Source organism: Bradyrhizobium sp. LMTR 3 (genome assembly GCF_001693485.1).
GTDB lineage: Bacteria > Pseudomonadota > Alphaproteobacteria > Rhizobiales > Xanthobacteraceae > Bradyrhizobium.
In genome coordinates this window covers 187,254-210,532 of sequence record NZ_MAXC01000055.1, presented here as the reverse complement: position 1 = coordinate 210,532, position 23,279 = coordinate 187,254, and the positions used below count along the sequence as shown (strand labels likewise).

General features: G+C 60.2%; 22 protein-coding genes and 1 tRNA gene. 17 read left to right on the top strand and 6 right to left on the bottom strand.

Features of this window, described 5'->3' with window-relative positions; genetic code table 11:
- The first annotated feature begins 46 nt into the window (after nucleotides 1–46).
- The 6 genes from LMTR3_RS35165 to LMTR3_RS35140 all read left to right on the top strand — a co-directional run bounded on the left by LMTR3_RS35165 (nucleotide 47) and on the right by LMTR3_RS35140 (nucleotide 5,540).
- Nucleotides 47–508 (top strand): DUF302 domain-containing protein, encoded by a 462-nt coding sequence (locus tag LMTR3_RS35165; protein ID WP_065749520.1) that lies wholly within the window; start codon nucleotides 47–49, stop codon nucleotides 506–508.
- Nucleotides 509–1,552: 1,044 nt separating this feature from the next.
- A complete protein-coding gene (locus tag LMTR3_RS35160) occupies nucleotides 1,553–2,554 on the top strand; it encodes a TRAP transporter substrate-binding protein (protein WP_065749519.1) in 1,002 nt (333 codons plus the stop codon).
- 121 nt (nucleotides 2,555–2,675) lie between these two features.
- Complete coding sequence (locus LMTR3_RS35155; protein WP_065749691.1) at nucleotides 2,676–3,251, top strand: TRAP transporter small permease; 576 nt, start codon at nucleotides 2,676–2,678, stop codon at nucleotides 3,249–3,251.
- Nucleotides 3,248–4,573, top strand: coding sequence for a TRAP transporter large permease (locus LMTR3_RS35150; protein WP_065749518.1), 1,326 nt, complete (start codon nucleotides 3,248–3,250; stop codon nucleotides 4,571–4,573). The genes LMTR3_RS35155 and LMTR3_RS35150 overlap by 4 nt, the downstream gene beginning before the upstream one ends.
- A gap of 130 nt (nucleotides 4,574–4,703) precedes the next feature.
- Complete coding sequence (locus LMTR3_RS35145; protein WP_065749690.1) at nucleotides 4,704–5,285, top strand: Spy/CpxP family protein refolding chaperone; 582 nt, start codon at nucleotides 4,704–4,706, stop codon at nucleotides 5,283–5,285.
- A gap of 179 nt (nucleotides 5,286–5,464) precedes the next feature.
- Nucleotides 5,465–5,540 (top strand) — tRNA-Lys (locus tag LMTR3_RS35140).
- 79 nt (nucleotides 5,541–5,619) lie between these two features.
- Here the strand turns inward: LMTR3_RS35140 and LMTR3_RS35135 are convergent.
- From LMTR3_RS35135 to LMTR3_RS35115, 6 genes are all read right to left on the bottom strand, one after another.
- Nucleotides 5,620–5,823 (bottom strand): hypothetical protein, encoded by a 204-nt coding sequence (locus tag LMTR3_RS35135; RefSeq protein ID WP_065749517.1) that lies wholly within the window; start codon nucleotides 5,821–5,823, stop codon nucleotides 5,620–5,622.
- Between the two features lie 451 nt (nucleotides 5,824–6,274).
- Entirely contained in the window at nucleotides 6,275–6,424 is a 150-nt protein-coding gene (locus LMTR3_RS38845; protein ID WP_176722062.1) for a hypothetical protein, read from the bottom strand.
- A 40-nt stretch (nucleotides 6,425–6,464) separates the two neighbouring features.
- Nucleotides 6,465–7,169: a helix-turn-helix domain-containing protein gene (locus tag LMTR3_RS35130; RefSeq protein WP_065749516.1), complete on the bottom strand. Its 705-nt coding sequence runs from the start codon at nucleotides 7,167–7,169 to the stop codon at nucleotides 6,465–6,467.
- 144 nt (nucleotides 7,170–7,313) lie between these two features.
- A complete protein-coding gene (locus LMTR3_RS35125; protein ID WP_349643842.1) occupies nucleotides 7,314–8,498 on the bottom strand; it encodes an acetate/propionate family kinase in 1,185 nt (394 codons plus the stop codon).
- A 28-nt stretch (nucleotides 8,499–8,526) separates the two neighbouring features.
- Nucleotides 8,527–10,932, bottom strand: a complete 2,406-nt coding sequence (locus LMTR3_RS35120) for a phosphoketolase family protein (protein WP_065749515.1) — start codon at nucleotides 10,930–10,932, stop codon at nucleotides 8,527–8,529.
- Nucleotides 10,933–11,095: 163 nt separating this feature from the next.
- Nucleotides 11,096–11,341 (bottom strand): hypothetical protein, encoded by a 246-nt coding sequence (locus tag LMTR3_RS35115; protein WP_065749514.1) that lies wholly within the window; start codon nucleotides 11,339–11,341, stop codon nucleotides 11,096–11,098.
- A gap of 145 nt (nucleotides 11,342–11,486) precedes the next feature.
- On the opposite strand from LMTR3_RS35115, the gene LMTR3_RS35110 reads away from it, so the two are divergent.
- From LMTR3_RS35110 to LMTR3_RS38840, 11 genes are all read left to right on the top strand, one after another.
- Nucleotides 11,487–12,656, top strand: a complete 1,170-nt coding sequence (locus tag LMTR3_RS35110; RefSeq protein WP_065749513.1) for an OpgC domain-containing protein — start codon at nucleotides 11,487–11,489, stop codon at nucleotides 12,654–12,656.
- 227 nt (nucleotides 12,657–12,883) lie between these two features.
- Nucleotides 12,884–15,466, top strand: coding sequence for a heavy metal translocating P-type ATPase (locus LMTR3_RS35105; protein WP_245320143.1), 2,583 nt, complete (start codon nucleotides 12,884–12,886; stop codon nucleotides 15,464–15,466).
- Nucleotides 15,463–15,840, top strand: a complete 378-nt coding sequence (locus tag LMTR3_RS35100) for a cupredoxin domain-containing protein (protein WP_065749511.1) — start codon at nucleotides 15,463–15,465, stop codon at nucleotides 15,838–15,840. The genes LMTR3_RS35105 and LMTR3_RS35100 overlap by 4 nt, the downstream gene beginning before the upstream one ends.
- A 207-nt stretch (nucleotides 15,841–16,047) precedes the next feature.
- Nucleotides 16,048–16,299: a DUF2933 domain-containing protein gene (locus tag LMTR3_RS37190; RefSeq protein ID WP_084029991.1), complete on the top strand. Its 252-nt coding sequence runs from the start codon at nucleotides 16,048–16,050 to the stop codon at nucleotides 16,297–16,299.
- Nucleotides 16,296–16,970: a methyltransferase family protein gene (locus LMTR3_RS35090; protein ID WP_065749509.1), complete on the top strand. Its 675-nt coding sequence runs from the start codon at nucleotides 16,296–16,298 to the stop codon at nucleotides 16,968–16,970. Before LMTR3_RS37190 ends, LMTR3_RS35090 begins: the two co-directional genes overlap by 4 nt.
- Entirely contained in the window at nucleotides 16,963–17,451 is a 489-nt protein-coding gene (locus LMTR3_RS35085) for a hypothetical protein (RefSeq protein WP_065749508.1), read from the top strand. The genes LMTR3_RS35090 and LMTR3_RS35085 overlap by 8 nt, the downstream gene beginning before the upstream one ends.
- 50 nt (nucleotides 17,452–17,501) lie before the next feature.
- Nucleotides 17,502–17,966, top strand: a complete 465-nt coding sequence (locus tag LMTR3_RS35080; protein ID WP_065749688.1) for a hypothetical protein — start codon at nucleotides 17,502–17,504, stop codon at nucleotides 17,964–17,966.
- Between the two features lie 6 nt (nucleotides 17,967–17,972).
- Complete coding sequence (locus tag LMTR3_RS35075; RefSeq protein WP_065749507.1) at nucleotides 17,973–18,680, top strand: ABC transporter ATP-binding protein; 708 nt, start codon at nucleotides 17,973–17,975, stop codon at nucleotides 18,678–18,680.
- 4 nt (nucleotides 18,681–18,684) lie between these two features.
- A complete protein-coding gene (locus tag LMTR3_RS35070; protein WP_065749687.1) occupies nucleotides 18,685–21,048 on the top strand; it encodes an ABC transporter permease in 2,364 nt (787 codons plus the stop codon).
- A 3-nt stretch (nucleotides 21,049–21,051) separates the two neighbouring features.
- On the top strand, nucleotides 21,052–22,281 hold the full coding sequence (locus tag LMTR3_RS35065; RefSeq protein ID WP_065749506.1) for an efflux RND transporter periplasmic adaptor subunit: 1,230 nt from the start codon (nucleotides 21,052–21,054) through the stop codon (nucleotides 22,279–22,281).
- 378 nt (nucleotides 22,282–22,659) lie between these two features.
- Complete coding sequence (locus LMTR3_RS38840) at nucleotides 22,660–23,085, top strand: EF-hand domain-containing protein (protein ID WP_065749686.1); 426 nt, start codon at nucleotides 22,660–22,662, stop codon at nucleotides 23,083–23,085.
- The last annotated feature ends 194 nt before the right edge of the window (nucleotides 23,086–23,279 follow it).

Sequence of the window (23,279 nt, the reverse complement as noted above, 5' to 3'; positions counted from 1 at the left end):
GGTGTCGGTTACCTGAAAATTGGAAACCCAGTTAGGAGAAGGTCCGATGAGACTCATTGTCGCTTTCTTGACACTCCTGTTTGTAACACCCGCTTTCGCGGATGATGGTATCATTACGAAGTCGAGCAACCATTCGGTGAAGGATACGATTTCGCGGTTTGAGGCGGCCGTCAAATCAAGGGAGGGCGCCGGTTTCATTGTGTTCACCGAAATCGACCACGCCGCTGCGGGAAAGAAATTCGGCATCGATATGCGCCCGCGCACGGTGCTCATCTTCGGCAATCCGAAACTCGGCACGCCGGTAATGGCGAAGACGCCAAAGCTCGCGATCGACAATCCTCCGAAGGCGCTTGTTTGGGAGGATGACCAGGGCAAGGTATGGCTGTCTTATAATTCAGCCGACTATCTGTACAAGACAATCTATCCGCGGCATGGACTGGAGACCCCGCCCAACTACGCGACGTTTACGAAGGTTTTGAACGACATCACGGACGAGGCGACGAAGTGAGGCTGACAGTCTCCGCGTTGCTCCTCGCAGTGACGGCTGTGGTCGAAGAACGTAGGGTGGGCAAAGCGCTAGCGTGCCCACCATCGTGAGCAGAGCGCGAGACCGTGGGCACAGCGCAAGCGCGCCTTTGCCCACCCTACGAAGCTGCGAACTGATTTGCTTCGCGCACAAGCGCAATTTCAATATGTGGCTGCGACAAATCAACCCGACGGGTAAATCACTTCTGATTTTCAGAAATCGTGTCAAGCCCGGGAGTCGAAAATATTTCGCTTAACGTGCAGGGCAAATCAGCGGCATAACTCCGCCCGTCTCACCCATTGAGGGGCGCTCGCGATCGTCACGAACGTGCGGTGAGATGCGATGGACGCGGAATGCGCAAGACGTAGGCGCAGGATCCGCCTTCGCTAAAGCTTCGGCGGACCGGTACCAAACCCGGCGAAGCCTCTTGGCGAAGACGGGAGCGTACGGTGAAGTCGTGTGGTCCTGATGTCGCGGTGCTGGCATTAAGTCCTCGAGAAGCGAAGCTTCTCGGGGGCGACGGTGGCAAAAGAGCCGTTCGCCGGGGAGAGCACGAAGTAAGCCGTAAAGCCATTGCGCAGGGAAGGCCGGGATGCTCCCGCTGTACCTGTATGCTCGTGTGCGCTTTGCTTTGCGCACTTGCACACGAGACCGCGGGTGCAGCAAGCACCCGGTCTTCCCTGCGCCCTCTGAATGAGAGGGTGGGAAGTTGAGAGCAAAGCTCGGGCGCAACGCGCCGCGAGAATGCGGCCTCATATTCCGTTGTCGTCACCCGCGAAGGCGGGTGACCCAGTATCCAGAGACGTCAATGATTGAACCGAGAAGCCGCGGCGTACTGGATCCCCGCCTTCGCGGGGATGACAGTTTGCGGGATGGGAAAGCCATGATTTTTGCAGTGCAGCAAATCCTGGCAGCGGGCCCCTGCTAACGGGCAATGGCAATTCGGCAGGCTTGTCTGTATTGATGCAACTGGCATGCAAGCTCGGAACGTCTCATTCGCGTTCTGCAAAAAGTCTGGGAGGATACATGCGTAAATTGATTTTGGCTGCGGCATCGATCGCGGCATTGACTCTGATCGGACCGGCCGCGGCGCAGTCGCCGATCGTGATCAAATTCAGCCACGTGGTGGCGACCAACACGCCGAAGGGGCTCGCGGCGGAGAAATTCAAGGAACTGGCCGAGAAATACACCGACGGCAAGGTCAAGGTCGAAGTCTATCCGAACTCGCAACTCTACAAGGACAAGGAAGAGCTGGAGGCGCTGCAGCTCGGCGCGGTGCAGATGCTGGCGCCCTCGAACGCCAAGTTCGGCCCGATCGGCGTCAAGGAATTCGAGGTGTTCGATCTTCCCTACATCCTTCCCGACCTTGCCACGGTGCGTAAGGTCACCGACGGACCGCTGGGTACCAGGCTGCTCAAGCTGCTCGAGCCGAAGGGCATGACCGGTCTCGCCTACTGGGATAACGGCTTCAAGCAGATGAGCGCCAACAAGAAGCTCATTTCGCCGGCCGACTATCGCGGCCTGAAATTCCGCATCCAGTCCTCGAAGGTTCTGGAAGCCCAGTTCCGTGGCCTCGGCGTGGTCCCGCAGGTGATGGCGTTCTCGGAAGTCTACCAGGCGCTGCAGACGGGCGTCGTCGACGGGCAGGAGAACACCTGGTCGAACATCTATACCCAGAAGATGCACGAGGTGCAGAAGTACATCACCAACACCAATCACGGCTATATCGGCTACATCGTGGTCGTGAACAAGAAGTTCTGGGATGGCCTGCCGGCTGACATCCGCGCCCAGTGCGAGAAGGCGATGAAGGAAGCCACCGCCTACGGCAACGGCCAGTCGCAGAAGGAAAACGACGACGCGCTCGCCGAGATCGTCAAGACCGGCAAGAGCGAGATCATCAAGCTGACGCCGGAGCAGGACTCGGCCATGCGCAAGGCGATGGAGTCAGTCTACAAAGACGTCGCCGGCCGTGTCGGCCAGGGGGTGATCGACGAGTTCATGAAGGAAGCCAAGGGCGCAACCAACTGAGACGACGTTGTCGGGCTTCCGTGCCAAGGCACGGAAGCCCTTGTATGTCGGGGGCTCGGCAACACACGGCCGCGAAGGAAGGTGAGGCGTCGTAAAGGCCTGACCTGAAGGGGGGACATTGATACTGCTTCGCATCCTCGATCGGCTTGAGGAGATATTGATCGCGACGCTGATGGCGCTCGCGACCTTCATCATCTTCCTCGCCGTCTGCCATCGCTATCTGCTCGGCGTTCCCTTCCTGTTTCCGATCCTGTTCCCTATCAACCTGTCCTGGGCGCAGGAGCTCTGCATCTACATGTTCGTGTGGGTCGCCAAGTTCGGCGCCGCCTATGGCGTCCGCACCGGCATCCATGTCGGCGTCGACGTCGTGGTCAACCAGGTCAGGTCGCCCTGGAAGAACGCGATCGTGCTGTTCGGGCTGCTTTGCGGGGCCTTCTTCACCGCCGTCATCGGCACCATGGGCGCGCATTTCGTCTACGGGCTTTACCACACCGACCAGGTGTCGCCGGACCTCGAGATCCCGAGCTGGTTCGTCTACCTCTGTATTCCGCTCGGCTCCTACCTGATGTGCTTCCGCTTCCTGCAGGTCGCGTATCATTACTTCTTCACGGGCGATCTTCCGCACCATGACCACGCCCATGTCGAGGGCGTCGACGTCGATGCGCCCGGCGCCGGCGTCGCGGAGGTGACACGATGACCTCCTTCATCATCTTCGGGCTGCTGATCCTGCTGATGCTGACCGGCATGCCGATCTCGATCGCGCTGGGTCTGACGGTGCTCACCGTCATCTACACGATGACGAACGTGCCGACCGAGTCGGTGGCGCTGAAGCTGTTCACCGGCATCGACAATTTCGAGATCATGGCTATCCCGTTCTTCATCCTCGCGGGAAATTTCCTGACCCATGGCGGTGTCGCGAGACGCATGATCGATTTTGCGACCTCGATGGTCGGACACTGGTACGGTGGCCTTGGGCTTGCCGGCGTGATGGCTTGCGCGCTGTTTGCCGCGGTGTCCGGCTCGTCGCCGGCGACCGTGATCGCGATCGGCGCGATCATGCTGCCGGCGATGGTCAAGCAGGGATTCCCGAAACGCTTTGGCGCCGGCGTCATCACGACATCAGGCGCGCTCGGTATCCTGATCCCGCCCTCGATCGTGATGGTGATCTATTGCGTGGCGACCGGCGGCAGCATCGCGCTCGATCCCGCCGGCCAGCGGGTATCGTCGGCATCCGTGGGCCAGATGTTCATGGCCGGCGTCATTCCCGGCCTGATGATGGCGACGCTGCTTGGGATGACCACCTTCTACCGCGCCTGGAGGAACGATTATCCGCGGCTGCAGCGCGCGAGCTGGGGCGAGCGCTTCACGGCGTTCCGCAAGTGCATGTGGGGATTGCTGCTGATCGTAATCGTGCTCGGCGGCATCTATGCCGGCATTTTCACGCCGACGGAGGCGGCCGCGATCAGCGCCGTCTATGCCTTCGTGATTGCGGTGTTCGTCTATCGCGACATGTCACTCAGAGACGTGCCGAAGGTGCTGCTCGGCTCGGCCAATATGAGCGCGATGATCCTCTACATCATCACCAATGCGGTGCTGTTCTCATTCCTGATGGCGAACGAAAACATTCCGCAGCACATCGCAAACTGGATCACCTCGGTCGGTGTCAACTGGATCATCTTCCTGCTTATCGTCAACGTGCTGCTGCTGCTCGCCGGCAACTTCATGGAGCCGTCGTCGATCGTACTGATCATGGCGCCGATCCTGTTTCCGGTGGCGGTCAAGCTCGGTATCCATCCGGTGCATTTGGGCATCCTGATGGTCGTCAACATGGAAGTCGGCATGTGCCATCCGCCGGTCGGGCTCAACCTCTACGTCGCCTCCGGCATCGCCAAGATGGGCATCACCGAGCTGACGATCGCGGTGTGGCCATGGCTTTTGACCATGCTGATCTTCCTCGGTGTCGTCACCTACGTGCCGGAACTCTCGTTGTGGCTGCCGCGTGCGTTGGGGATGCTGTAGTAATATCGCATTGCGGTGGATCAAACGGTGTCACATTACATCTTGGTAAGGGAAGCCTCCCTTGCCAATCCTTAAGTTGAACGCCGACTGGCGCAGGATCATCTTCATGCAACCTTTCAAGGAGGTTCGCATGAGGAAATTCACCATCGCCGCCGTCGCGGTTCTTGCCATCGCCGGCTCGACCGCCGTCTATGCCCAGCACCGCCATTGGGGCTACGGCCATATGCGGATGAGCCCGGAGGATCGGGCGGCTTATGCCGACGCGCGGATCGCGGCCGTCCATGCCGGCCTCAAATTGACGGCCGACCAGGAAAAGCTGTGGCCGCCGGTCGAGGCTGCGGTCCGGGAGTTCGCCAAGCTCAGAATCGATCGCGCCAATGCGCGGATGAACGCGCCGCGGGACGATTCCAGCCAGCAGAAGCCGGACGATCCGGTGACGCGGCTGCGCGAGCATGCCGAAACCATGTCGGCAACGGCAGCCGCCATGAAGAAGATCGCGGACGCGGCCGACCCGCTCTATAAGGTGTTGGATGACAGCCAGAAACGCCGGCTTGCCGTCCTGACCCGTATGGACCGGTTCGGGGGCAGGGAAGGCTGGCGGCACCGCGAGCACCGGGGCATGGACCGCGACTTCGATCGCCATCGCGACTATGACCGGAACAGGTATGACCGGGACGGCGGCCCGGACCGGGGCGGCCCCGAACGGCTCTGAGGCGGCCCTGATCGGCGCCCGATCCGAACATGGGCAGAAGCCGCTGAAATCCAGCGGCTTTTCGCCGTTCCGGCTCTCAGCCAAAGCCCCGGGAAAACTCCGCCCAGCTTGCTGGACATCCCGGGATCGCTTTGCTAAACGACGCCCTCTCACGAAGGCTTGCCGGACTTGAAACATCCGGGCGCATAGCTCAGTTGGTAGAGCAGCTGACTCTTAATCAGCGGGTCCCAGGTTCGAGCCCTGGTGCGCCCACCAAGCCTCGCAGGGGACTTAGCACTAATAGGCGGCGCCGATTGCCATCACTGGGATAACGATGATCCAGATCGCGCGCGGATTAAGCGCATCTGGTGCGCGCCGCGAGAAGGACAGTGAGTGCAACGCCGACGCCGGCAGCCAGGCCCGGCCGCTGCATGGCGAGGCCGCCGAGGAGGACCGTCAGCACGAGCGCGACTTCGGATGTAAGGCCGGGATCGTCACTGCGAGAGCGAAAATAGGCGATCGCGGTCAGCGCGATGATCCCCACCGTGACGAGTGCCAAGCAGGGCTCCGCCGCCGACGATGAAGCCTATGGCGCCGGCCAGCGACGATCCTTGCGACGGCAGAATCCCAGTATAGCAGGATCGAACAGTGACATGCGCCGATGTCCTTCAGATGCTGGTATCTGCGCGGGCGAGCCATAACCCGGCCCTCCAGAACTTTCTGCCGAAAGCAGTTTCAGGGTCACCGCGACTTCAGAGGCCCCACACCACGCCCGGTGCACGGAGCAGTATCAAGCGTCCAACCGCAGTGACATCAGGACGAATGCGAGGAGGAGCGGCCAGTTGAACGGCGCCCAGCCGGCCGCCGCAAGCTCCACATCGCCTCCATCGCGCGGTAAGTTCGCTCCGCGATACGGTTCTAAGTATGTCTGCACGGCGCGGGCGAGTGAGTCGATAAATGTTCGAAGTCGTGATGAGCGCTCAAGTGCATGACCTTGACACAGTCGGCATTCAGACGCTCGTTGTCGACCAGCCGTTCCGCAAGACCAGCGCCTGAGACGGGCCGTCCGATTGAGCTTCGAGCTGGCTCTGCAGGCACTTGAAACTATGACCGCCGGAATTCAGGAGATCCTTGTAGAAGGAGGCGCGATAGAGGTTCATATTGCACTCCCATCCTTTCGGCACGCTGTCGCAGCCGACCTCAGGCGTCCATGTCGGCGAGGCGCTGGCGATTGCGCAGCATGATCTGGCGGGCGCTCGAAAATGCGAGAATGCCCTGGTCGCTGAGTTGAGAAAGCGCGCGCGACACGGTTTCGAGCGTCAGACCGAGATAGTCGCCGATATCGCGGCGGCACATCGGCAGCGCCACCATGCCGGTCTTGGCGAGCCGGCGATCCATTTCGAGCAGGAAAGTCGCAACCTTTTCCATCGCGGTCTTGCGACCAAGAAGCAGCATATGGTCTTCAGCGTGCCGGAGATCGCCTGCGGTCATGGTCCAGAGGTTGTGAGCAACCTGGACGTTCGATCCAGCGGCGGCCTCCAAGCTACGGCGCTTTACCAGCCGGACGGTGGTATCCGCGACCGCTTCGGCCGTCAGGCGATGGGTCGAGCCGGCATCGAGGCCAAACACGTCGCCGGGCAGATGGAACGCACCGATCTGGCGCCGTCCGTCGCTGAGGAGCTTGTAGGTGCGAACCGCGCCGCGGACCACTTGGTAGACGTATTCCGAAGGCTCGCCCTCGCCGTAGATTTCCTCGTCCTTCCGGTAGGAAAACTCGCTGGCAATCACACCCGCGTAGGTCGCGATTGCGTTGAACTGGTCGATGGCCGGGGTAGCCTGGCTTCGCGGGGCAGGAAAAACTTTGGCTGTGGGGATTGCCGGAGCGGTGATCGTCTGGCTGAGCATTTTGCCATCTCCTCGATGCGGGATGGCTTGGTGTACCGTGGATTGTTGTTCCCGAATATTTCGGTCGATATCCTAAGGGCATCCACTTACGGGGTTTTACGGAGCGAGCGGGCCGATGTCGTGCTCCGTGGGCCGATACCTTGGTTAGCCCTTCAATTCTACCAGCGTAGAGCAGTGTCGGGCGATCACAATCTCCTCGTCGGCTGGGATAATGCGAACGTCAATTCGGCTTTCTTTGGGGCTGATCCGATTCTTGGAAAGCTCATTGGCTTTATCGTCGAGTTCGACACCCAGCCATCGCAGCCGAACACAGACATCTGCCCGAATCGTACTGGCGTGTTCACCGATTCCGCCAGTGAACACCAGACAATCCATTCCACCGAGACTGCTGGCCATCGCCGATATTTGCCGCGCGATACTGAATGCGAAGAGATCGAGCGCCTCCGCGGCGCGGGGATCGTCGCTGGCAAGCAGTGTTCGTACGTCGTGGGAGATGCCGGACACCCCAAGGAGGCCCGATTCCCGATAAAGCAGGCGTTCTACGTCGGCTGCAGACATCTGCATCGCCTGCAGCAAATACAGCAACACGCCGGGATCGATCGCCCCGCAACGTGTCCCCATGACGACGCCATCCAGGGCAGTCAGGCCCATTGTGGTATCGATGCTCCGTCCGTTCTGCATCGCGCACAGGCTCGCGCCGTTACCAAGATGCGCTACGACCGTACGGCCGGCGGCTAGGGAAGGCGAGAGATCGGCTAGCCGGCTCGCTACGTATTCATAGGATAGTCCATGGAAGCCATAGCGGCGAATACCGATCTCCTCAAAACGTCGCGGAAGGGCGAAGCGGCTGACCGGTGGCTTGAGACCGTGATGGAAGGCAGTGTCAAAGCACGCGATCTGCGGCAAGTTCGGCCGCAATGAACTGATCTTGCGTATCGGGGTCAGGCATCGGGGCTGATGTAGCGGCGCGAGCGGCGTTAGGCCGTCTAACGCCTCAATGACTTCCAGGGAGATCCGGACGGGGTATGTGAAGTGCCTGCCGCCATGGACGACGCGGTGTGCGATGGCAACAAGCGCCTTTCCCTGTCCTTCTACCCAGTCGAGAACGTCGCCAAATAATCCGCCGTCGGCCGCTTCCGAGGGAGCGCAGTGTCTTTCGAGCACGACGTGCCCACCGGCATCCTTCACTATCAACCGCGGTTCATCTTGATCTTCGTCGAGCAGACCCTTGCAGAACAATCGAGGATCGCCCCGATCGTAGGTTTCGAACAGCGCAAACTTGATGCTGGAGGAGCCTGCATTGAACACGAGGATGGCATCGGACATCATCGGTGCCCTCGGAGTTGAGCAGACGCGGTCAGTCGCCGGCTTCGGCAGCGGTTTTGTAGGGCCAGCTCCACTGCTGGATCTCAGGCATGTCCTCACCTTGCTCCCGGACGTAGCGTGTGTGCTCGATCAGCCTGTTGCGAAACTGCTGACGTATATGTGCGGCCGTCGTGCTCAGCCCCGGCACGCGATCGATCACATTGATCGCGAGATGGAAACGGTCCAGGCGATTGAGTACGGCCATGTCGAATGGCGTGGTCGTTGTGCCTTCTTCCTCGAAACCGTGAACGTGCATGTGATCGTGGTTCGACCGCTTGTAGGTGAGTCGATGGATCAAATAGGGATAGCCATGGTAGGCGAAGATCACCGGCCTATCGCGGGTAAATATGACGTCATATTCCCGATCATCAAGGCCATGCGGATGTTGGCTTCTTGGCTGCAGGGTCATCAGGTCGACGACGTTGACAACGCGGATCTTCAGTTCGGGCAGGGCCTTCCGCAACAGATCGACGGCAGCCAACGTCTCCAGGGTTGGAACGTCGCCAGCGCAGGCCATGACGACATCGGGTTCACCTTCCTCGGCCTTGTTGCCCGCCCACGTCCAAATACCGATGCCGGCGCTGCAATGCGTAGCAGCTTGCTCGATGGTCAACCATTGCGGGGCCGGCTGCTTGCCAGCCACGATAACGTTGATTCGGTCATAGGTTCGTAAACAGTGATCGACCACCCATAGAAGCGTGTTTGCATCCGGCGCGAGATAGATTCGGACGATATCCGCCTTTTTGTTTGCGACAAGGTCGACGAAGCCGGGATCTTGATGGCTGAACCCGTTGTGATCCTGCCGCCAGACATGCGAGGTCAGGAGATAATTGAGCGAAGCGACCGGCCGCCGCCACGGCAGCTCACGCGCTACCTTCAGCCATTTGGCGTGCTGATTGAACATGGAATCCACGATGTGGATGAACGCTTCATAGCAGGAAAACAGGCCGTGCCGGCCAGTGAGCAGATAGCCCTCCAACCAGCCTTGGCAGAGATGCTCGCTCAAGACTTCCATCACGCGACCATCATGCGCTAGGTGGATATCATAGGGCTCGATGCTTTCCATCCAGACGCGATCCGTTGCCTCGAAGACCGCATCGAGGCGGTTCGAAGCCGTTTCGTCTGGTCCCATGATGCGGAAATTGCGGGCGTCACTGTTTAGCCGAACGACGTCTCTCAAGAACTCGCCGGCTTGTCGCGTAGCTTCCGCGCGCGAGCCGCCAGGACACGAAACCTCAACGGCATAGTCACGGTAGTCAGGGAGCTTGAGTTCGCGCTTCAGCAGCCCGCCATTTGCGTGTGGATTGGCACCCATCCGGCGGTCACCGATCGGTGCGAGGGCCTGTAGTTCTGCTTGCAGGCGGCCGTCGGCGTCAAAAAGCGCTTCGGGCTGGTAGCTGCGCAGCCACTGCTCGAGTAGCTCCAGGTGCTTCGGGTTACCGCGCGGGTTTGCGATCGGTACCTGATGCGACCGCCAAAAGCCCTCAACCTTCAAGCCATCGATTTCCTTGGGACCGGTCCAACCTTTTGGGCTTCGCAGCACGATGACGGGCCATTGTGGACGCCGATCCGTCGCGCGGCCTTCGCGCGCCGCCCATTGGATGTTCCTGATACGGTCGAGCGCGGTCTCCAGCGTCTCACTCATCATCCGATGCATCGCAGCCGGTTCATGACCTTCGACGAAGAACGGCTCGTATCCATAACCACGGAAGAGGTTCTTCACTTCCTCGTTGGCCATCCGGCCAAGCACTGTTGGGTTAGCGATCTTGTAGCCATTGAGATGCAGGATGGGTAGCACCGCTCCATCATGCGTGGGATTCAAGAATTTATTGGAGTGCCAAGCGGCGGCGAGCGGTCCGGTCTCCGCTTCACCGTCGCCCACAACGCAAGCCACGATGAGGTCTGGATTGTCCAGTGCCGCGCCGTAAGCGTGCGCCAGCGCATAGCCAAGTTCGCCCCCCTCGTGAATCGAACCGGGCGTTTCGGGCGCAGCGTGGCTCGGAATGCCACCCGGAAAAGAAAACTGTCGGAACAGCTTTGCAACCCCTTCTGCGTCGCGGGTGATGTCGGGATAGATCTCGCCGTAGCTGCCCTCAAGATAGGTATTTGCCACCATGCCGGGGCCGCCGTGCCCTGGGCCGCAAACGTAGATCACATTGAGATCGTGGGCGCTGATCAAGCGATTTAGATGGACGTAGATGAAGTTGAGCCCCGGCGTGGTTCCCCAATGTCCGAGCAGGCGCGGTTTTATGTGTTTGGCCTGAAGCGGCTCGTGAAGAAGGGCATTGCTCAGGAGGTAGATTTGTCCGACCGAAAGGTAATTCGCCGCCTGCCAGTATCGATGGATCAGGTCCAATTCTCGGCTCGTCAGCGAAAATTCGGGTGATGTTTCTCGCATGCCAGACTCCCGCGGCAACAAGAAGCTCAGATGGTGGATGCATGCATGCCAGTTTGTCTATCGCGTCCCGTGACAACAATGTTGCGCAGGAATCGTTGCATTGACGCAAGGCGAATAGCCAACCCGCGACGCACATTCACCGCGGGTTGACGACGCCCGATTGTTATTTCGGCCCCATGTGATGCGGGTCGCTCCTCGGGCCGCCACTGTAATGATGGCTGCCGCTTGGGCCTACTTTGCCGACAGTCTTGCCGGTATCTTTCTTGCCTATGTGAGGGGGCACCATGGTCTTGGGGCCGCCAGTGTAATGGGGGCCACTGTCCGTATCGGTCTTCTTGGTCTGCGCCATCGCCGGCATGGCGGCGAGCGAAAGCGCCGTGGCGGCAATCAAAAGAGTGCGGGCGATCATGTCTGCTTCTCCAGTTTAAAGACAGCCCGAATAAAGATCAGATTGCCCAAGTCGAACGTTGACCAAGATCAACAAGCAAGGCCGTGATAACTCGGTATTGTGGCCCTGCGCTAACAACCCTGGTGCCGCTGAAATCAAGTTCGCAATGAACCCCCACACGAATCTGCCTGATGGGCAACGCGATGTGCGCTTGGACCTGTTTCGCGGATTGGCAAACTGGCTGATATTCTTTGGCCATATCCCGGATAGCTTCCTGGCCTGGCTGACGACACGAAACTACGGGTTCAGTGACGGCGCGGACCTGTTCGTCTTCATCTCCGGCTACACTGCGACTCTGGTCTATGCGCGGATGATGGTGCAGCGCGGCTTCATCATCGGAGCTACCCGCCTGTGGAAGCGGGTGTGGCAGCTCTACGTCGCGCAACTGGTACTGTTCTTATCCTATGTCACGACCATCCACTACATCGCGCATGGCTTCGACATTCCTCATCTGATGGACCAGTTCAACGTTGCCGGCCTGATGGATCAACCTGTCGAGACGCTGACGCAGGCGCTAGTGTTGCGATTCAAGCCTCTCAACCTGGACGTATTGCCGCTTTACATCGTGCTGATGGCGGGATTTCCGCTGGCGCTCTGGCTGATGCTTCGGTGGCCGGACGCAATGATGGCTGCCTCGGTCGCTCTCTATTTCCTGGCACGCCACTTCCTGTGGAACTTGACCTCCTATCCCGCCGGCGTCTGGTACTTCGATCCATTTGCCTGGCAGCTTCTGTTCGTATTGGGCGGCTGGCTTGCGTTGGGCGGGTCGCATCGGCTGCGTGCGCTGGCAAACTCCAGACTTGCTCTCACGTTCAGCATTGGATTTCTGATCTTCGCGCTGATCATGACGTTGTCCACTGCGATACCACCTTTGCAGTCATTATTTCCGGACGCGGTTCGAGGCGTCTTTGTGCCGAATGACAAGACCTATCTTGCGCCCTATCGAGTACTGCACCTGGCAGCACTCGCTGTGCTGGTGGTCTACTTCCTTCCCCGTGAATCGCCCATTCTCCAGTGGCCGGTGTTTCGTCCTCTGATCAAGTGTGGCGAGCAATCGCTGGAGGTGTTTTGCGTGGGCGTCTATCTGGCCTTCGTCGCCCATTTCGTGCTGATCACGGTCTCCGACAGCCTTTTTGCGCAAATCGTTGTCGGTGCCTGCGGGCTCTTGATCATGATAGCCGTCGCGTATTATCGGAGTTGGTCAAAGCAGGTCGACCGGACTGCGCCTCGCTTTGTCTTTTCGCCGATCAGCATAGAGACCGAACACAACCATTAGAGCTCGCGAGGTCCGGAGCAGCAACGCGCTACGCCGATCGCGTTGACACCTCATGGCCGGCGAATGGGACGAACGATGTCCGCGGACGTCGGACGAAATTGACGCAGCCTAGGGCTGATCCCCTTGACGGAATTGATCTGGCTCAACCTCGGTCTCACTGAAACGGCGACATTGTCGAGTTCTGGTTCGAAGCGCTTCGCGGGCGACGATGCGGCGTGGGAGAGAGCATGGGCGCGGGACAGGGGGCAGCTTGCAGCTGGGAGAACGTCATGAACGCGACAACTGTGAAGACGCGGGCGGCTTCGTCTGATCGTCAAGATGTCGACCGCATAGGAGGAAAGCAGAGTATCGAGCTTCGTATCGGTGGAATGACCTGCGCCCATTGTCCGCCGGCAATTGAGAAGGCTGTTGCGGCGGTGTCAGGGGTGATGTCCGCAAGCGTAAACCCAGGCACCAGAATTGCGAGGATTGAATACGATCCAGCACGAACGAGGGTTTCGGACATACTTCATGCCATCCGTGCCGTCGGCTATGCGGCAGGCACCGCTACGACGCGCGTTCCAATCAAGAACATGCACTGCAGTTCATGCCTCATCCGTGTTGAACTTGCGTTGCAAATGGTGCCTGGGGTTGTTGCGGCGCGTGCGAGCCTCGGGACCAATGCGGCCGATATCGAATATCAACCGGAAAAGGCCGACTTTGCGACGATCCGTAACGCGATCGAGTCGGCGGGCTACCGGGTCGCCGAGCCGAAGATTGATCCGAAAGCCGACCTGCTCGATCCCGCCGAAGTTGCCAATGAGCAGGAATACCGAACATTGATGCGGAAATTCTGGTTTGCCGCCGCAGTTTCGATTCCAGTCATGGCGCTAAGCTATCCCGATCTGGTTCCAGGACTTCGCGATTGGATGCCAATGGGCAGCGAAACCCGCCGGATCGTTTGGGCGCTCCTCGGTGTGCTCAGTTTTCCCGTGCTTGTCTGGGCCGGCTCGCAATTCTTTGTCGGCATGTGGGACGCCCTGAAACACCGGGCCGCCAACATGCACACCCTGATTGCGATCGGCGTCAGCGCAGCCTTTGCCTATTCGGTCGTTACCGTTGCGTGGCCGCAGATCTTCCCGAGCATGGCGCTTGCCGAGGTTTTCTGGGACGTCACTGACGTCGTCATTGCACTTGTCGTCCTCGGGCTTGCGCTTGAAATCAAGGCCAAGGGCCGAACCTCGCAGGCGATCAAGAAGCTGATCGGATTGCAGGCGAAGACCGCGCGCGTGATCCGCGAAAACAAGGAGATCGATATCGCCGTCGAAGAGGTAGTTGTCGATGACACGGTGGTTGTGAGACCGGGTGACAAGGTTCCCGTTGATGGTCGCCTGACCTCTGGCTCAAGCGCCGTGGACGAATCGATGATCACGGGCGAATCCATGCCTGTCGAGAAGCAGGTGGGCGACGAGGTGATCGGCGGTACACTCAACAAGACGGGCAGCTTCCGCTTTACCGCAACCAAGGTTGGCAAGGACACTGCGCTTGCAACGATCATCAACATGGTCAAGGACGCACAGGGGTCAAAAGCCCCGATCCAACGCGTCGTGGATACGGTATCCGGCTATTTCGTGCCTTCGGTGATGATCCTGGCGATCCTGGCCGCGATCGTTTGGTACGATTTTGGGCCGGAGCCGCGACTGGTGTTTTCGGTCGTGGTCTTCGTGACGACCCTGATCATTGCCTGCCCGTGCGCGCTCGGTCTTGCCACGCCAACTTCTCTGACTGTTGGGATCGGCAAGGGCGCTGAGAACGGCATACTGATCCGGTCGGGTGACGCGCTCCAGGCCGCCGAAAAGCTCGATGCCGTCATTCTCGACAAGACCGGCACCATCACCAGGGGCGAGCCGGCGCTTACGGATGTGGTCGTCACCAATGGTTACAAGGAGGCGGAGGTGCTCCGCCTGACGGCATCACTGGAGCGGGGGTCCGAGCATCCGCTCGGCGAGGCAATCGTAAGGGGAGCCATGGCCCGTGACCTGAAGCTTTCCGACGCGACTGAGTTTTCTGCTATTCCCGGACACGGTGTCAGCGGCAAGATCGATGGCCGTGGTGTCCTGTTTGGCAACGCCAAGCTGATGCGCGATCGCGGAATCGCGATCGACATGCTGGAAGGGGATTGGGGTCGTCTGGCCAATGAAGGCAAGACGCCGATGTATGTCAGCGTCGACGGCAAGTCCGCCGGACTGGTGGCGGTTGCCGATACGGTCAAGCCGGATTCGAAAGCCGCGGTCGACATCTTGAAGGCCCTCGGCATCGAAGTCGTGATGCTCACCGGCGATAATGAACGTACCGGGCGCGCTATTGCGAAGCAGGTCGGTATCGATCGGGTCCTTGCCGAGGTTCTGCCCGATGACAAAGCTCACGAGGTGCAGAAGTTGCAGCTCGAAGGAAAGTCGGTCGGGATGGTCGGCGATGGCGTTAACGATGCTCCGGCGCTGGCTCAAGCTGACGTGGGCTTTGCGATAGGGACCGGTACCGACGTGGCCATTGAAGCCAGCGATGTCACCCTGATCAAGGGGAGTTTGCTAGGCGTCGTGACCGCAATCGAGATCAGCCGCGTAACCATGAGGAATGTGCGCCAGAACCTGGTTGGAGCATTCGGCTATAATGCCCTCGGCATTCCCGTGGCGATGGGCGTGCTTTATCCCTTCATTGGAGTTCTGCTTTCGCCGCTGATTGCCGCAGCCGCCATGGCATTCAGCTCGGTTACCGTCGTAACCAATGCCAACCGGCTTCGCCTGTTCAATCCCCGGAGGACCGCATCATGAGCCCGGATCGTTGGATCGCTACGGCGGCCGGCCTGGCGCTGATCGCCTTCATCGTCTGGTTTTTCTGGCTTAAGCGTTCAATGGGATTTCGCGCCAGCGAAACCACGGGCGGTTACCAGGAAGCGATGATCCTCGTAAAGGGCGGCTATACGCCCGACACTATCATCGTTCGAAGCGGCCGTCCGGTTCGGCTGAACTTTCGGCGGGAGGAGACGGCTTCCTGTTCGGACAAGGTCATCTTTTCCGATTTCCAGAAAAGTGCTGACCTGCCCACCGGGCAGACTGTCGCTGTCGAGTTGCTGCCGAAATCGCCCGGCGAATTTGGCTTCGGCTGCCCAATGGGGATGTTCCGCGGGAAGCTGGTCGTAGAATAGACCTCTCGTACAGAACATGGCTCTTCGATCGGGCGCGGTAATATCCGGATCGCGATGGCAGTCGTACGAACAGGCGCGCGCAGTGCTTACACAAATGATGGCATCGTAATAGCCTGGCGTTTCTAGCACACTGTGCCCTTGATCTGGGTCAAAACGGCATCGCGCTAGCCGGCTAGACTGGACATTGGCTCAGCAGGAGTGCTGCCGATGTCAGTGCAAGATCATTCTGCCCATCAAGAGCCCGCCCGCGAGCGAATGTCTTTGAAGTCCCGCGTCGGCCTTGTTCTGGCCGGGTTCCTGGTCATCGCCGGCGCGTTGCTGTTCACCGAACATCAGGCCCACGTCCTGGGGTTGCTGGTCTGGCTGCCGCTGCTCGCCTGTCCTTTGATGCATCTGTTCATGCACGGAGGCCACGGTCATGGAGGCCATCAACACGATAGCGACAGGAGGCCGTCATGAACGGTGAAGCCCCGGCTTATGGCCTGTGGAGCCTCGTCATCGTCAATTCCGCGGTCTTTATCCTGTTTGCCTACAGCTTCTTCAAGCCGCAGACGCCGCGGGATTGGCGCTCGTTCAGCGCCTTCAGCGCGTTCCTGGTGGCCTTGTTCGCGGAAATGTATGGGTTTCCGCTGACGATCTATTTCCTGTCCGGTTGGTTGCAGTCGCGCTTTCCGGGCATCGACTGGTTCTCGCATGACGCGGGTCACTTGCTGGAAATGCTCTTTGGCTGGAAAACCAATCCGCACGCAGGTCCCTTCCATATCCTGAGCTTCGCATTCATCGGCGGTGGGTTCGTCGTGATCGCCGCCGCGTGGAAAGTTCTCTACGACGCCCAGCAGAAACGCTCGCTCGCAACCACCGGGCCCTACAGCTACGTGCGGCATCCGCAATATGTCGGCTTCATCCTGGTGATGTTCGGCTTCCTGCTGCAATGGCCGACCATCCTGACGCTTGCGATGTTCCCGGTGCTGACGGTGATGTACATCAAGCTGGCGCGAAGCGAAGAGCGTGACGCAATGTCTGAGTTTGGCGATGCGTATGCCAAGTATGCGGCCGAGGTGCCTGGATTTTTTCCGAAACCCGGACGGATATTGGGCCAACCACCTACTGACGAGTATCGCCATGGCTAGCCAGTCGCGACGACAGGCGATGGCGATTTTTCTCGGAGCGCTTTGTGTTGGAGGGCTGCCCCCGATGTGGGTCGATGCCGCCATCGCGCAGGTTATCGAGCAATCGAAAACGGCTGGCGGATTTAAGGTCTATCTAGGCGTTGTGCCGGCGGAGATTGTGAAGGGGCTTGGCGCAGCCGGCAAGGAACCGCCGATGCATGGCGGCATTCCAGAAGGCGCCCACGAATATCATGTCGTTGCCGCCGTGTTCGACGCCGCGACCGGTGCTCGGGTTTCGGACGCTGTTGTGACCGCAGAGGTATCCGGCCTTGGATTGTCCGGCAGCAGGAAGAAGCTCGAACCGATGCAAATCGCGGGCACTACGACCTACGGCGGCTTTTTCAATCTTCCCGGTTTCGACCTCTACACCGTGAAGCTCGCGATCGAGCGCGGTGCGGCCAGTCCGGCTGTTCTGGAATTCAGGTACGGTCACCGGCGGTAGATCAAGGATCCGCGACGGTCTGACTAATCATGGGCGGGACGGCTCATCTCATGGACGTCGAATACAGAACCTGGCCGCTATCATCAATCGTTCTTATTGCCGCAGGTATCTCGCTGGTCGGCATCGGATCGTACTTCATTTTGATCCGGCCGGCGCTGTTGCCGGAAGATATTCGCTTCATGGCCATGCCGGCTGCGCAGCTCGATGCGATCAGGCCTCGGTTGGAGATGTGGCTGACGCACGTGTTTCGGGTGATGGGCGGCTACGTTCTGGCGACGGGTATTCTGGCCGTCACCCTGGCGGTGACTTCGTTTCGCCGGCATTCGATTCCGGCGGCTGTCGGCGCGGCTACAGGAGGCGTTGCCTCGATCGGCTGGATGGCCGTCGTCAATTTCATGATCGATTCCGATTTCAAATGGGTCTTGCTGGCGATGGCGCTAGTGTGGGCGCTCAGCCTCGTCTTGTTCTTGTGGGAACTGCCGAAGACATCTGCGAAGCCCGCTTCAACTGCATAGTATGCCATGACCGAAGCGATCTTCACCGCCACGGCGCTAACCAAGACCTACGTCTCGGGCGAGGTGCAGGTCCAGGCGCTGAACAATGTCGATCTGGAGATCGCGGAAAAGGAAGTGGTGGTGCTGCTCGGTCCCTCCGGAAGTGGCAAGACCACGCTCCTCAACATCATGGGCGGCCTCGATCATCCGACAAGCGGCAGGCTGTTCTTCAAAGACCTTGAGCTTACCGGCCTGAGCGATCGGGATCTGACCGATTACCGGCGTCGGCATATCGGATTCGTGTTCCAGTTCTACAATCTCGTTCCCAGCCTGACGGCCTATGAGAATGTGGCGCTGGTGACGGAGATTTCCGAGCGTCCGATGCGCCCGGACGAAGCGCTCGAGCTGGTCGGGCTCGGAGCGCGCCTGCATCACTTTCCGGCGCAGCTCTCGGGCGGCGAACAGCAACGCGTTGCGATCGCGCGAGCCATTGCCAAACGGCCGGCGGTGTTGCTGTGCGACGAGCCGACCGGTGCGCTGGATTCGAAGACCGGGATCAAGGTGATCGAAGCGCTGCTTGGCGTCAATCGCCAGCTCGGCACCACCACGCTGATCATCACCCACAATGCCAGCATCCGGGACGTTGCGGACCGGGTGCTGTTCTTCGCTGACGGCAAAATCTCGAGGATCCAGCGAAACGAAACGCGCCATGAGGCAGCGCAACTGGTCTGGTGACATCATGTCGGCGCTCGACATCAAGCTATTTCGCGACGCGAGGCGCTTGTGGGCGCAGGTGCTGGCGATTGCCTTGGTGATCGGCGGCGGGGTGGCGACGCTGATCCTCGCGGTCGGCTCGCATCGCTCGCTCGATGAAACGCGCCTCGCCTACTACGAGCGATACGCATTCGCCGACGTGTTTGCGCTGGCCAAGCGTGCACCGAAGGCGCTGGTGGACCAGATCGCGCAAATTCCCGGCGTGACCGCGGTCGACGCGCGGATCGCCAGGCTTGCATTGGTCGATGTGCCCGGATTTTCCGAACCCGCTAGCGCGCAGTTCGTCTCGCTGCCGGATACCGGCGAACCCGTGCTCAACCGGCTCTATCTGCGGGCCGGGCGTCTGCCCGAGCCTGGACGGGCCGAAGAGGTGGTGGTCAACGAGAGTTTCGCGCTGGCCCACGGCTTCGCACCCGGCGCCGGCTTTTCGGCGATTCTGAACGGCAAGAAGCGCCAGCTCGTCATCGTCGGCACCGCGCTGTCGCCGGAATTCATCTACACGGTGGGGCCGGGCGACTTGATGCCGGATGACCGTCGCTACGGCATCGTCTGGATGTCGGAGAAGGCGCTTGCGAGTGTCTACGATCTGGACGGTGCATTCTCTTCCGTGTCGGTCAAGCTGCAGCGTGGCGCATCGGAATCCGAGGTCATCGCGCGGCTCGATTCGCTGCTCGATGGCTATGGCGGGCAGGCGGCCCACGGGCGCAAGGATCAGACCTCCCATGCCTGGCTCGAACACGAACTCGACATGCTCAACAATATGAGCCGCACGCTGCCTCCGATCTTCCTGCTGGTGTCGGCATTCCTCGTCAACCTGACGCTTAGCCGGCTGGTGGCGCTGGAGCGTGAGCAGATCGGGCTTTTGAAAGCCTTGGGATATCGCGACAGCGGCATCGTAGTGCACTACCTGAAATTCGTCGCCCTCATCGTTCTGATCGGGATTGCGATTGGCAGCGTCGTCGGGACGTTGTTGGGATTGCGCGTCACCGCGCTGTTCAGCGATTTCTTCCATTTTCCGTTCCTGCTGTTCGCGAGGTCGCCCGATCTCTACGCGATCGCGGGCGCGTTAAGCGCAGCCGCGGCCGGCATCGGTGCAATCCGCGTGCTAAGGGAGGTGATCAAGCTGCCGCCGGCCGTCGCGATGCAGCCGCCCGCGCCGGCGAGTTTTCACCGGCTGGTTCCTGCGGCCGTTTCCCTGGACAGAATTGTTTCGCAGCCGACGCTGATGATGTTGCGCAACATTTCGCGCCATCCGGCCAGGGCCGCATTCACCGTGCTCGGGATGGCGCTCGCCACCGCGATTCTCGTGGTCTCGCTCTTCACCCGCGACACCATGGAGCAACTGATCGAGGTGACCTACTTTCTGGCCGATCGGCAGGACGCAACGATCGGTTTTGTCGAGAAGCGGGCGGAGAACGTGGTCACGCAGGTGGCGCGGCTTCCGGGCGTGCTTGCCGCCGAGCCGTTTCGCGAAGTCGCGGTTCGAATCCGAAGCGGCAATGTTGAGCGTCGCATCACGATCAGCGGCCGCCGTCCCGAATCCGATCTCAGGCGCATCATCGATGTCGACCTGCGGCCGGTGGTGCTTCCCGCGACGGGGCTCGCGATCTCCAGCATGCTCGGGCAAATCCTAGGTGTCGGGGTGGGAGATTCGGTCGAGGTCGATGTCCTGGAAGGCGCGCGGCGAACGATATCCCTGCCGGTCATTGCGTTGGTGGAGGATTACTTTGGCATCAGGGGCATGATGGACCTTGAGGCCTTGGCGCGGCTGATGCGCGAAGGGCCGGTCGTGATCAGCGTTAACCTCAGCCTGGACGACATGCACAGGGATCAGTTCTACGCGGCAGTCAAGGCGATGCCGACCGTAAGCGGCATGGCACTGCAGCGGACTTCGCTGGCAAACTTTCGCAAAACCGTCGCGCTCCTTATCACGACCATGGCCAGCATCTACACTGGCCTCGCGACCGTCATCGCATTCGGAGTTGTCTACAACAACGCAAGGATATCGCTTTCGGAACGGGCGCGGGAGCTGGCGAGCCTGCGGGTGCTTGGCTTCACGCGTGGCGAGGTGCTGCGCATCCTGCTGCTCGAACTGGCGATCCTGACCTTGATCGCCCAGCCGCCGGGGTGGGTGATGGGCTATGGCCTTGCATGGATCATGAAAACCAATCTGGCCGGTGAATTGATGCGCGTGCGCCTGGTCGTCGAGCATTCGACCTATGTGACCGCCAGCGCGGTCGTCCTGCTGGCCGCCATCGCCTCGGCGTTCATGGTGCGCGAGCGCATCAATCAACTGGACCTGGTGGCCGTTCTCAAAACGCGGGATTGAACCATGCCGGCAAACTGGACAAAGCGGATCATAGGTATTGTCGTCATCGGCGCGATCGCCGCGTTGGTGATCTGGTTTACCTGGCCGCGGCCAGCCGCCGTAGATTTGGCGACGATCGTGAAAGGCCCGCTGGAGGTGACCGCGGACGACGACGGAAAAACCAACGTACGGCATGTCTATACCGTATCGGCGCCAGTCGGTGGAAAAGTGCTGAGAATTTCTCACCCCATGGGCATACGGGGTGCTTCGCTGCATGTCGGCGACCAAGTGACTGCCAACGAAACAGTTGTGGCCCTCATGCAGCCGACGCCACCGAGCTTTCTTGACGTACGTTCGCACGATCAGCTCGAAGCCGAGGTGATCGCGGCTGATGCTTCGATCCAACAGCAGGAAGCCGAAGTCCGCCGGCTCGAAGCCACGCTCGATTTCGCTCGTACCGAGTTTCAGAGGGCGCAGGCGCTGGCGCGGACGCAAACGATCTCCACCCAAGCCTTTGACAAGGCCAAATTCGAAGTTGCCAGCAACGAAGCTGCGCTGGCGAGCGCGCGAGCGCAGTTGGACTTTCGCCGCAATATGCGGGCCAGCCTGGCGGCGCGATTGATCGATCCAAGCGCAGCGGCTCCACCAAAAGACCCGGCGTGCTGCGTCAGGGTGCTGGCGCCCGCGAGCGGCCGGGTGCTGAAGATCATCCAGGATAGCGAGGCGGTCGTTCCACCCGGGGCACCCTTGGTCGATATCGGGGATCCAAGTGATCTCGAGGTGGTCGCCGATCTGCTGTCGATCGACGCCGTGCAGATCAAGGTCGGCGCGCCGGTCCGGATCGACGGCTGGGGTGGCCCGGCGGTTCGTGGCAAGGTCGTTCGGGTCGATCCGGCCGGCTTTCTCAAAGTATCGGCCCTCGGCATTGAGGAGCAGCGGGTTCGCGTGACCATCGACTTCACCGATCCGCCGGAGCTTTGGTCGCCCCTCGGCCACGATTACCGGGTCATCGTGCACGCTACGATCTGGAGCGCGGATGACGTTCTGAGGGTGCCCGTGAGCGCGCTGTTTCGGAAGGGAGAGGACTGGGCGCTATTCGCAGTCGAAGACGGCCGCGCGCGTCTGATGCCGGTCAAGATCGGCCATCGCAACAACCGCATGGCGGAAGTGCTGGAGGGCCTGGCCGAAGGACGTCAGGTCGTTCTCCACCCGAGCGACAAAATCGCCGATGGCGTTCGGGTAGCCGAACGGTAGTACAGCGGATCGCCATGCTTGGCGTTGACTGAACACCTGCAATGAAGGCTGCTGCGTCAAGCAGCACGAACACCCTCCAGTAGCCAAGCGGCACTTTCTTCGAGCTCTTTGTTCTGCGGCACTCGTGAACGGGCAAACGCATCACTGGGCTCTCTTGTCGGCCATGTGATGGCCGATAACGGCGTCCTTACAATTATGGCCGATTCTCCCTTTTGAAAGGGTTATGCAATGGCGTTGCACGGCGTTGAGCTGCGTCAACGACTTAGGTTTGCGTGCACCGCAGCAGGCTTCCCCGCACACTGCGTGTTGATTTGCCTCAAGCCGAACTTGGTACAGATCGGCACGATAGATACTTCAGCCCAACTCGGGAGGACATCCATGCGACGCCCAACCATTGCAGCAGCGCTGCTGCTTACCGCCCTGAGCTATCCCGCGTTCGCTCAATCGCCAGCCGATCACGAGGCCCATCATCCCGGAGCGGACCAGGTACCGGCACCCACGCGAACGACGCCCTCTGCAGGCCAGCCGGAAGGGCGACAAGGCATGATGGGCGGCGGAGGTATGATGGGAGGACGAATGATGGGTCGCGGCATGATGGGTGCGGACGCGATGGGGTCCCCGATCATGTTCCGCATGATGTTCGCACTGATGGACGCTGATAGTGATGGGACCATCGCACTTCCGGAGTTTCAGGTGGCTCACGAACGGATTTTCAAGGCAATGGACAGCGGCAAAGATGGCAAGCTCACTTTGGAAGAGATGCTAGCGTTCATGCACGGGACCAGGAGCTCGGTCCCGCAGTAGCAGAATGCTCCGTCGATTTCCAAGCCACGACCCCAACTCTGTCGAATTGAGGCCGGCCAGGCTTCGCGAGGTACGTATCTTGCGCCGGTCCGGCCGCAATCGCCGCCATCGCCTCTGGCCCTACTACGGATGAAGAGATTATCGCGTATCCGACAGATCGAGGCGTACCGGCAGTGCGGATCGCGCAGCGATCG

What these genes read in the sequence shown, in the direction of transcription:
- LMTR3_RS35165 (WP_065749520.1), top strand. Translation starts at nt 47, where the DNA reads ATGAGACTCATTGTCGCTTTCTTGACACTCCTGTTTGTAACACCCGCT.
- LMTR3_RS35160 (WP_065749519.1), top strand. Translation starts at nt 1,553, where the DNA reads ATGCGTAAATTGATTTTGGCTGCGGCATCGATCGCGGCATTGACTCTG.
- LMTR3_RS35150 (WP_065749518.1), top strand. Translation starts at nt 3,248, where the DNA reads ATGACCTCCTTCATCATCTTCGGGCTGCTGATCCTGCTGATGCTGACC.
- LMTR3_RS35145 (WP_065749690.1), top strand. Translation starts at nt 4,704, where the DNA reads ATGAGGAAATTCACCATCGCCGCCGTCGCGGTTCTTGCCATCGCCGGC.
- LMTR3_RS38845 (WP_176722062.1), bottom strand. Translation starts at nt 6,424, where the DNA reads ATGAACCTCTATCGCGCCTCCTTCTACAAGGATCTCCTGAATTCCGGC.
- LMTR3_RS35130 (WP_065749516.1), bottom strand. Translation starts at nt 7,169, where the DNA reads ATGCTCAGCCAGACGATCACCGCTCCGGCAATCCCCACAGCCAAAGTT.
- LMTR3_RS35125 (WP_349643842.1), bottom strand. Translation starts at nt 8,498, where the DNA reads ATGATGTCCGATGCCATCCTCGTGTTCAATGCAGGCTCCTCCAGCATC.
- LMTR3_RS35120 (WP_065749515.1), bottom strand. Translation starts at nt 10,932, where the DNA reads ATGCGAGAAACATCACCCGAATTTTCGCTGACGAGCCGAGAATTGGAC.
- LMTR3_RS35115 (WP_065749514.1), bottom strand. Translation starts at nt 11,341, where the DNA reads ATGATCGCCCGCACTCTTTTGATTGCCGCCACGGCGCTTTCGCTCGCC.
- LMTR3_RS35110 (WP_065749513.1), top strand. Translation starts at nt 11,487, where the DNA reads ATGAACCCCCACACGAATCTGCCTGATGGGCAACGCGATGTGCGCTTG.
- LMTR3_RS35105 (WP_245320143.1), top strand. Translation starts at nt 12,884, where the DNA reads ATGGGCGCGGGACAGGGGGCAGCTTGCAGCTGGGAGAACGTCATGAAC.
- LMTR3_RS35100 (WP_065749511.1), top strand. Translation starts at nt 15,463, where the DNA reads ATGAGCCCGGATCGTTGGATCGCTACGGCGGCCGGCCTGGCGCTGATC.
- LMTR3_RS37190 (WP_084029991.1), top strand. Translation starts at nt 16,048, where the DNA reads ATGTCAGTGCAAGATCATTCTGCCCATCAAGAGCCCGCCCGCGAGCGA.
- LMTR3_RS35090 (WP_065749509.1), top strand. Translation starts at nt 16,296, where the DNA reads ATGAACGGTGAAGCCCCGGCTTATGGCCTGTGGAGCCTCGTCATCGTC.
- LMTR3_RS35085 (WP_065749508.1), top strand. Translation starts at nt 16,963, where the DNA reads ATGGCTAGCCAGTCGCGACGACAGGCGATGGCGATTTTTCTCGGAGCG.
- LMTR3_RS35080 (WP_065749688.1), top strand. Translation starts at nt 17,502, where the DNA reads ATGGACGTCGAATACAGAACCTGGCCGCTATCATCAATCGTTCTTATT.
- LMTR3_RS35075 (WP_065749507.1), top strand. Translation starts at nt 17,973, where the DNA reads ATGACCGAAGCGATCTTCACCGCCACGGCGCTAACCAAGACCTACGTC.
- LMTR3_RS35070 (WP_065749687.1), top strand. Translation starts at nt 18,685, where the DNA reads ATGTCGGCGCTCGACATCAAGCTATTTCGCGACGCGAGGCGCTTGTGG.
- LMTR3_RS35065 (WP_065749506.1), top strand. Translation starts at nt 21,052, where the DNA reads ATGCCGGCAAACTGGACAAAGCGGATCATAGGTATTGTCGTCATCGGC.
- LMTR3_RS38840 (WP_065749686.1), top strand. Translation starts at nt 22,660, where the DNA reads ATGCGACGCCCAACCATTGCAGCAGCGCTGCTGCTTACCGCCCTGAGC.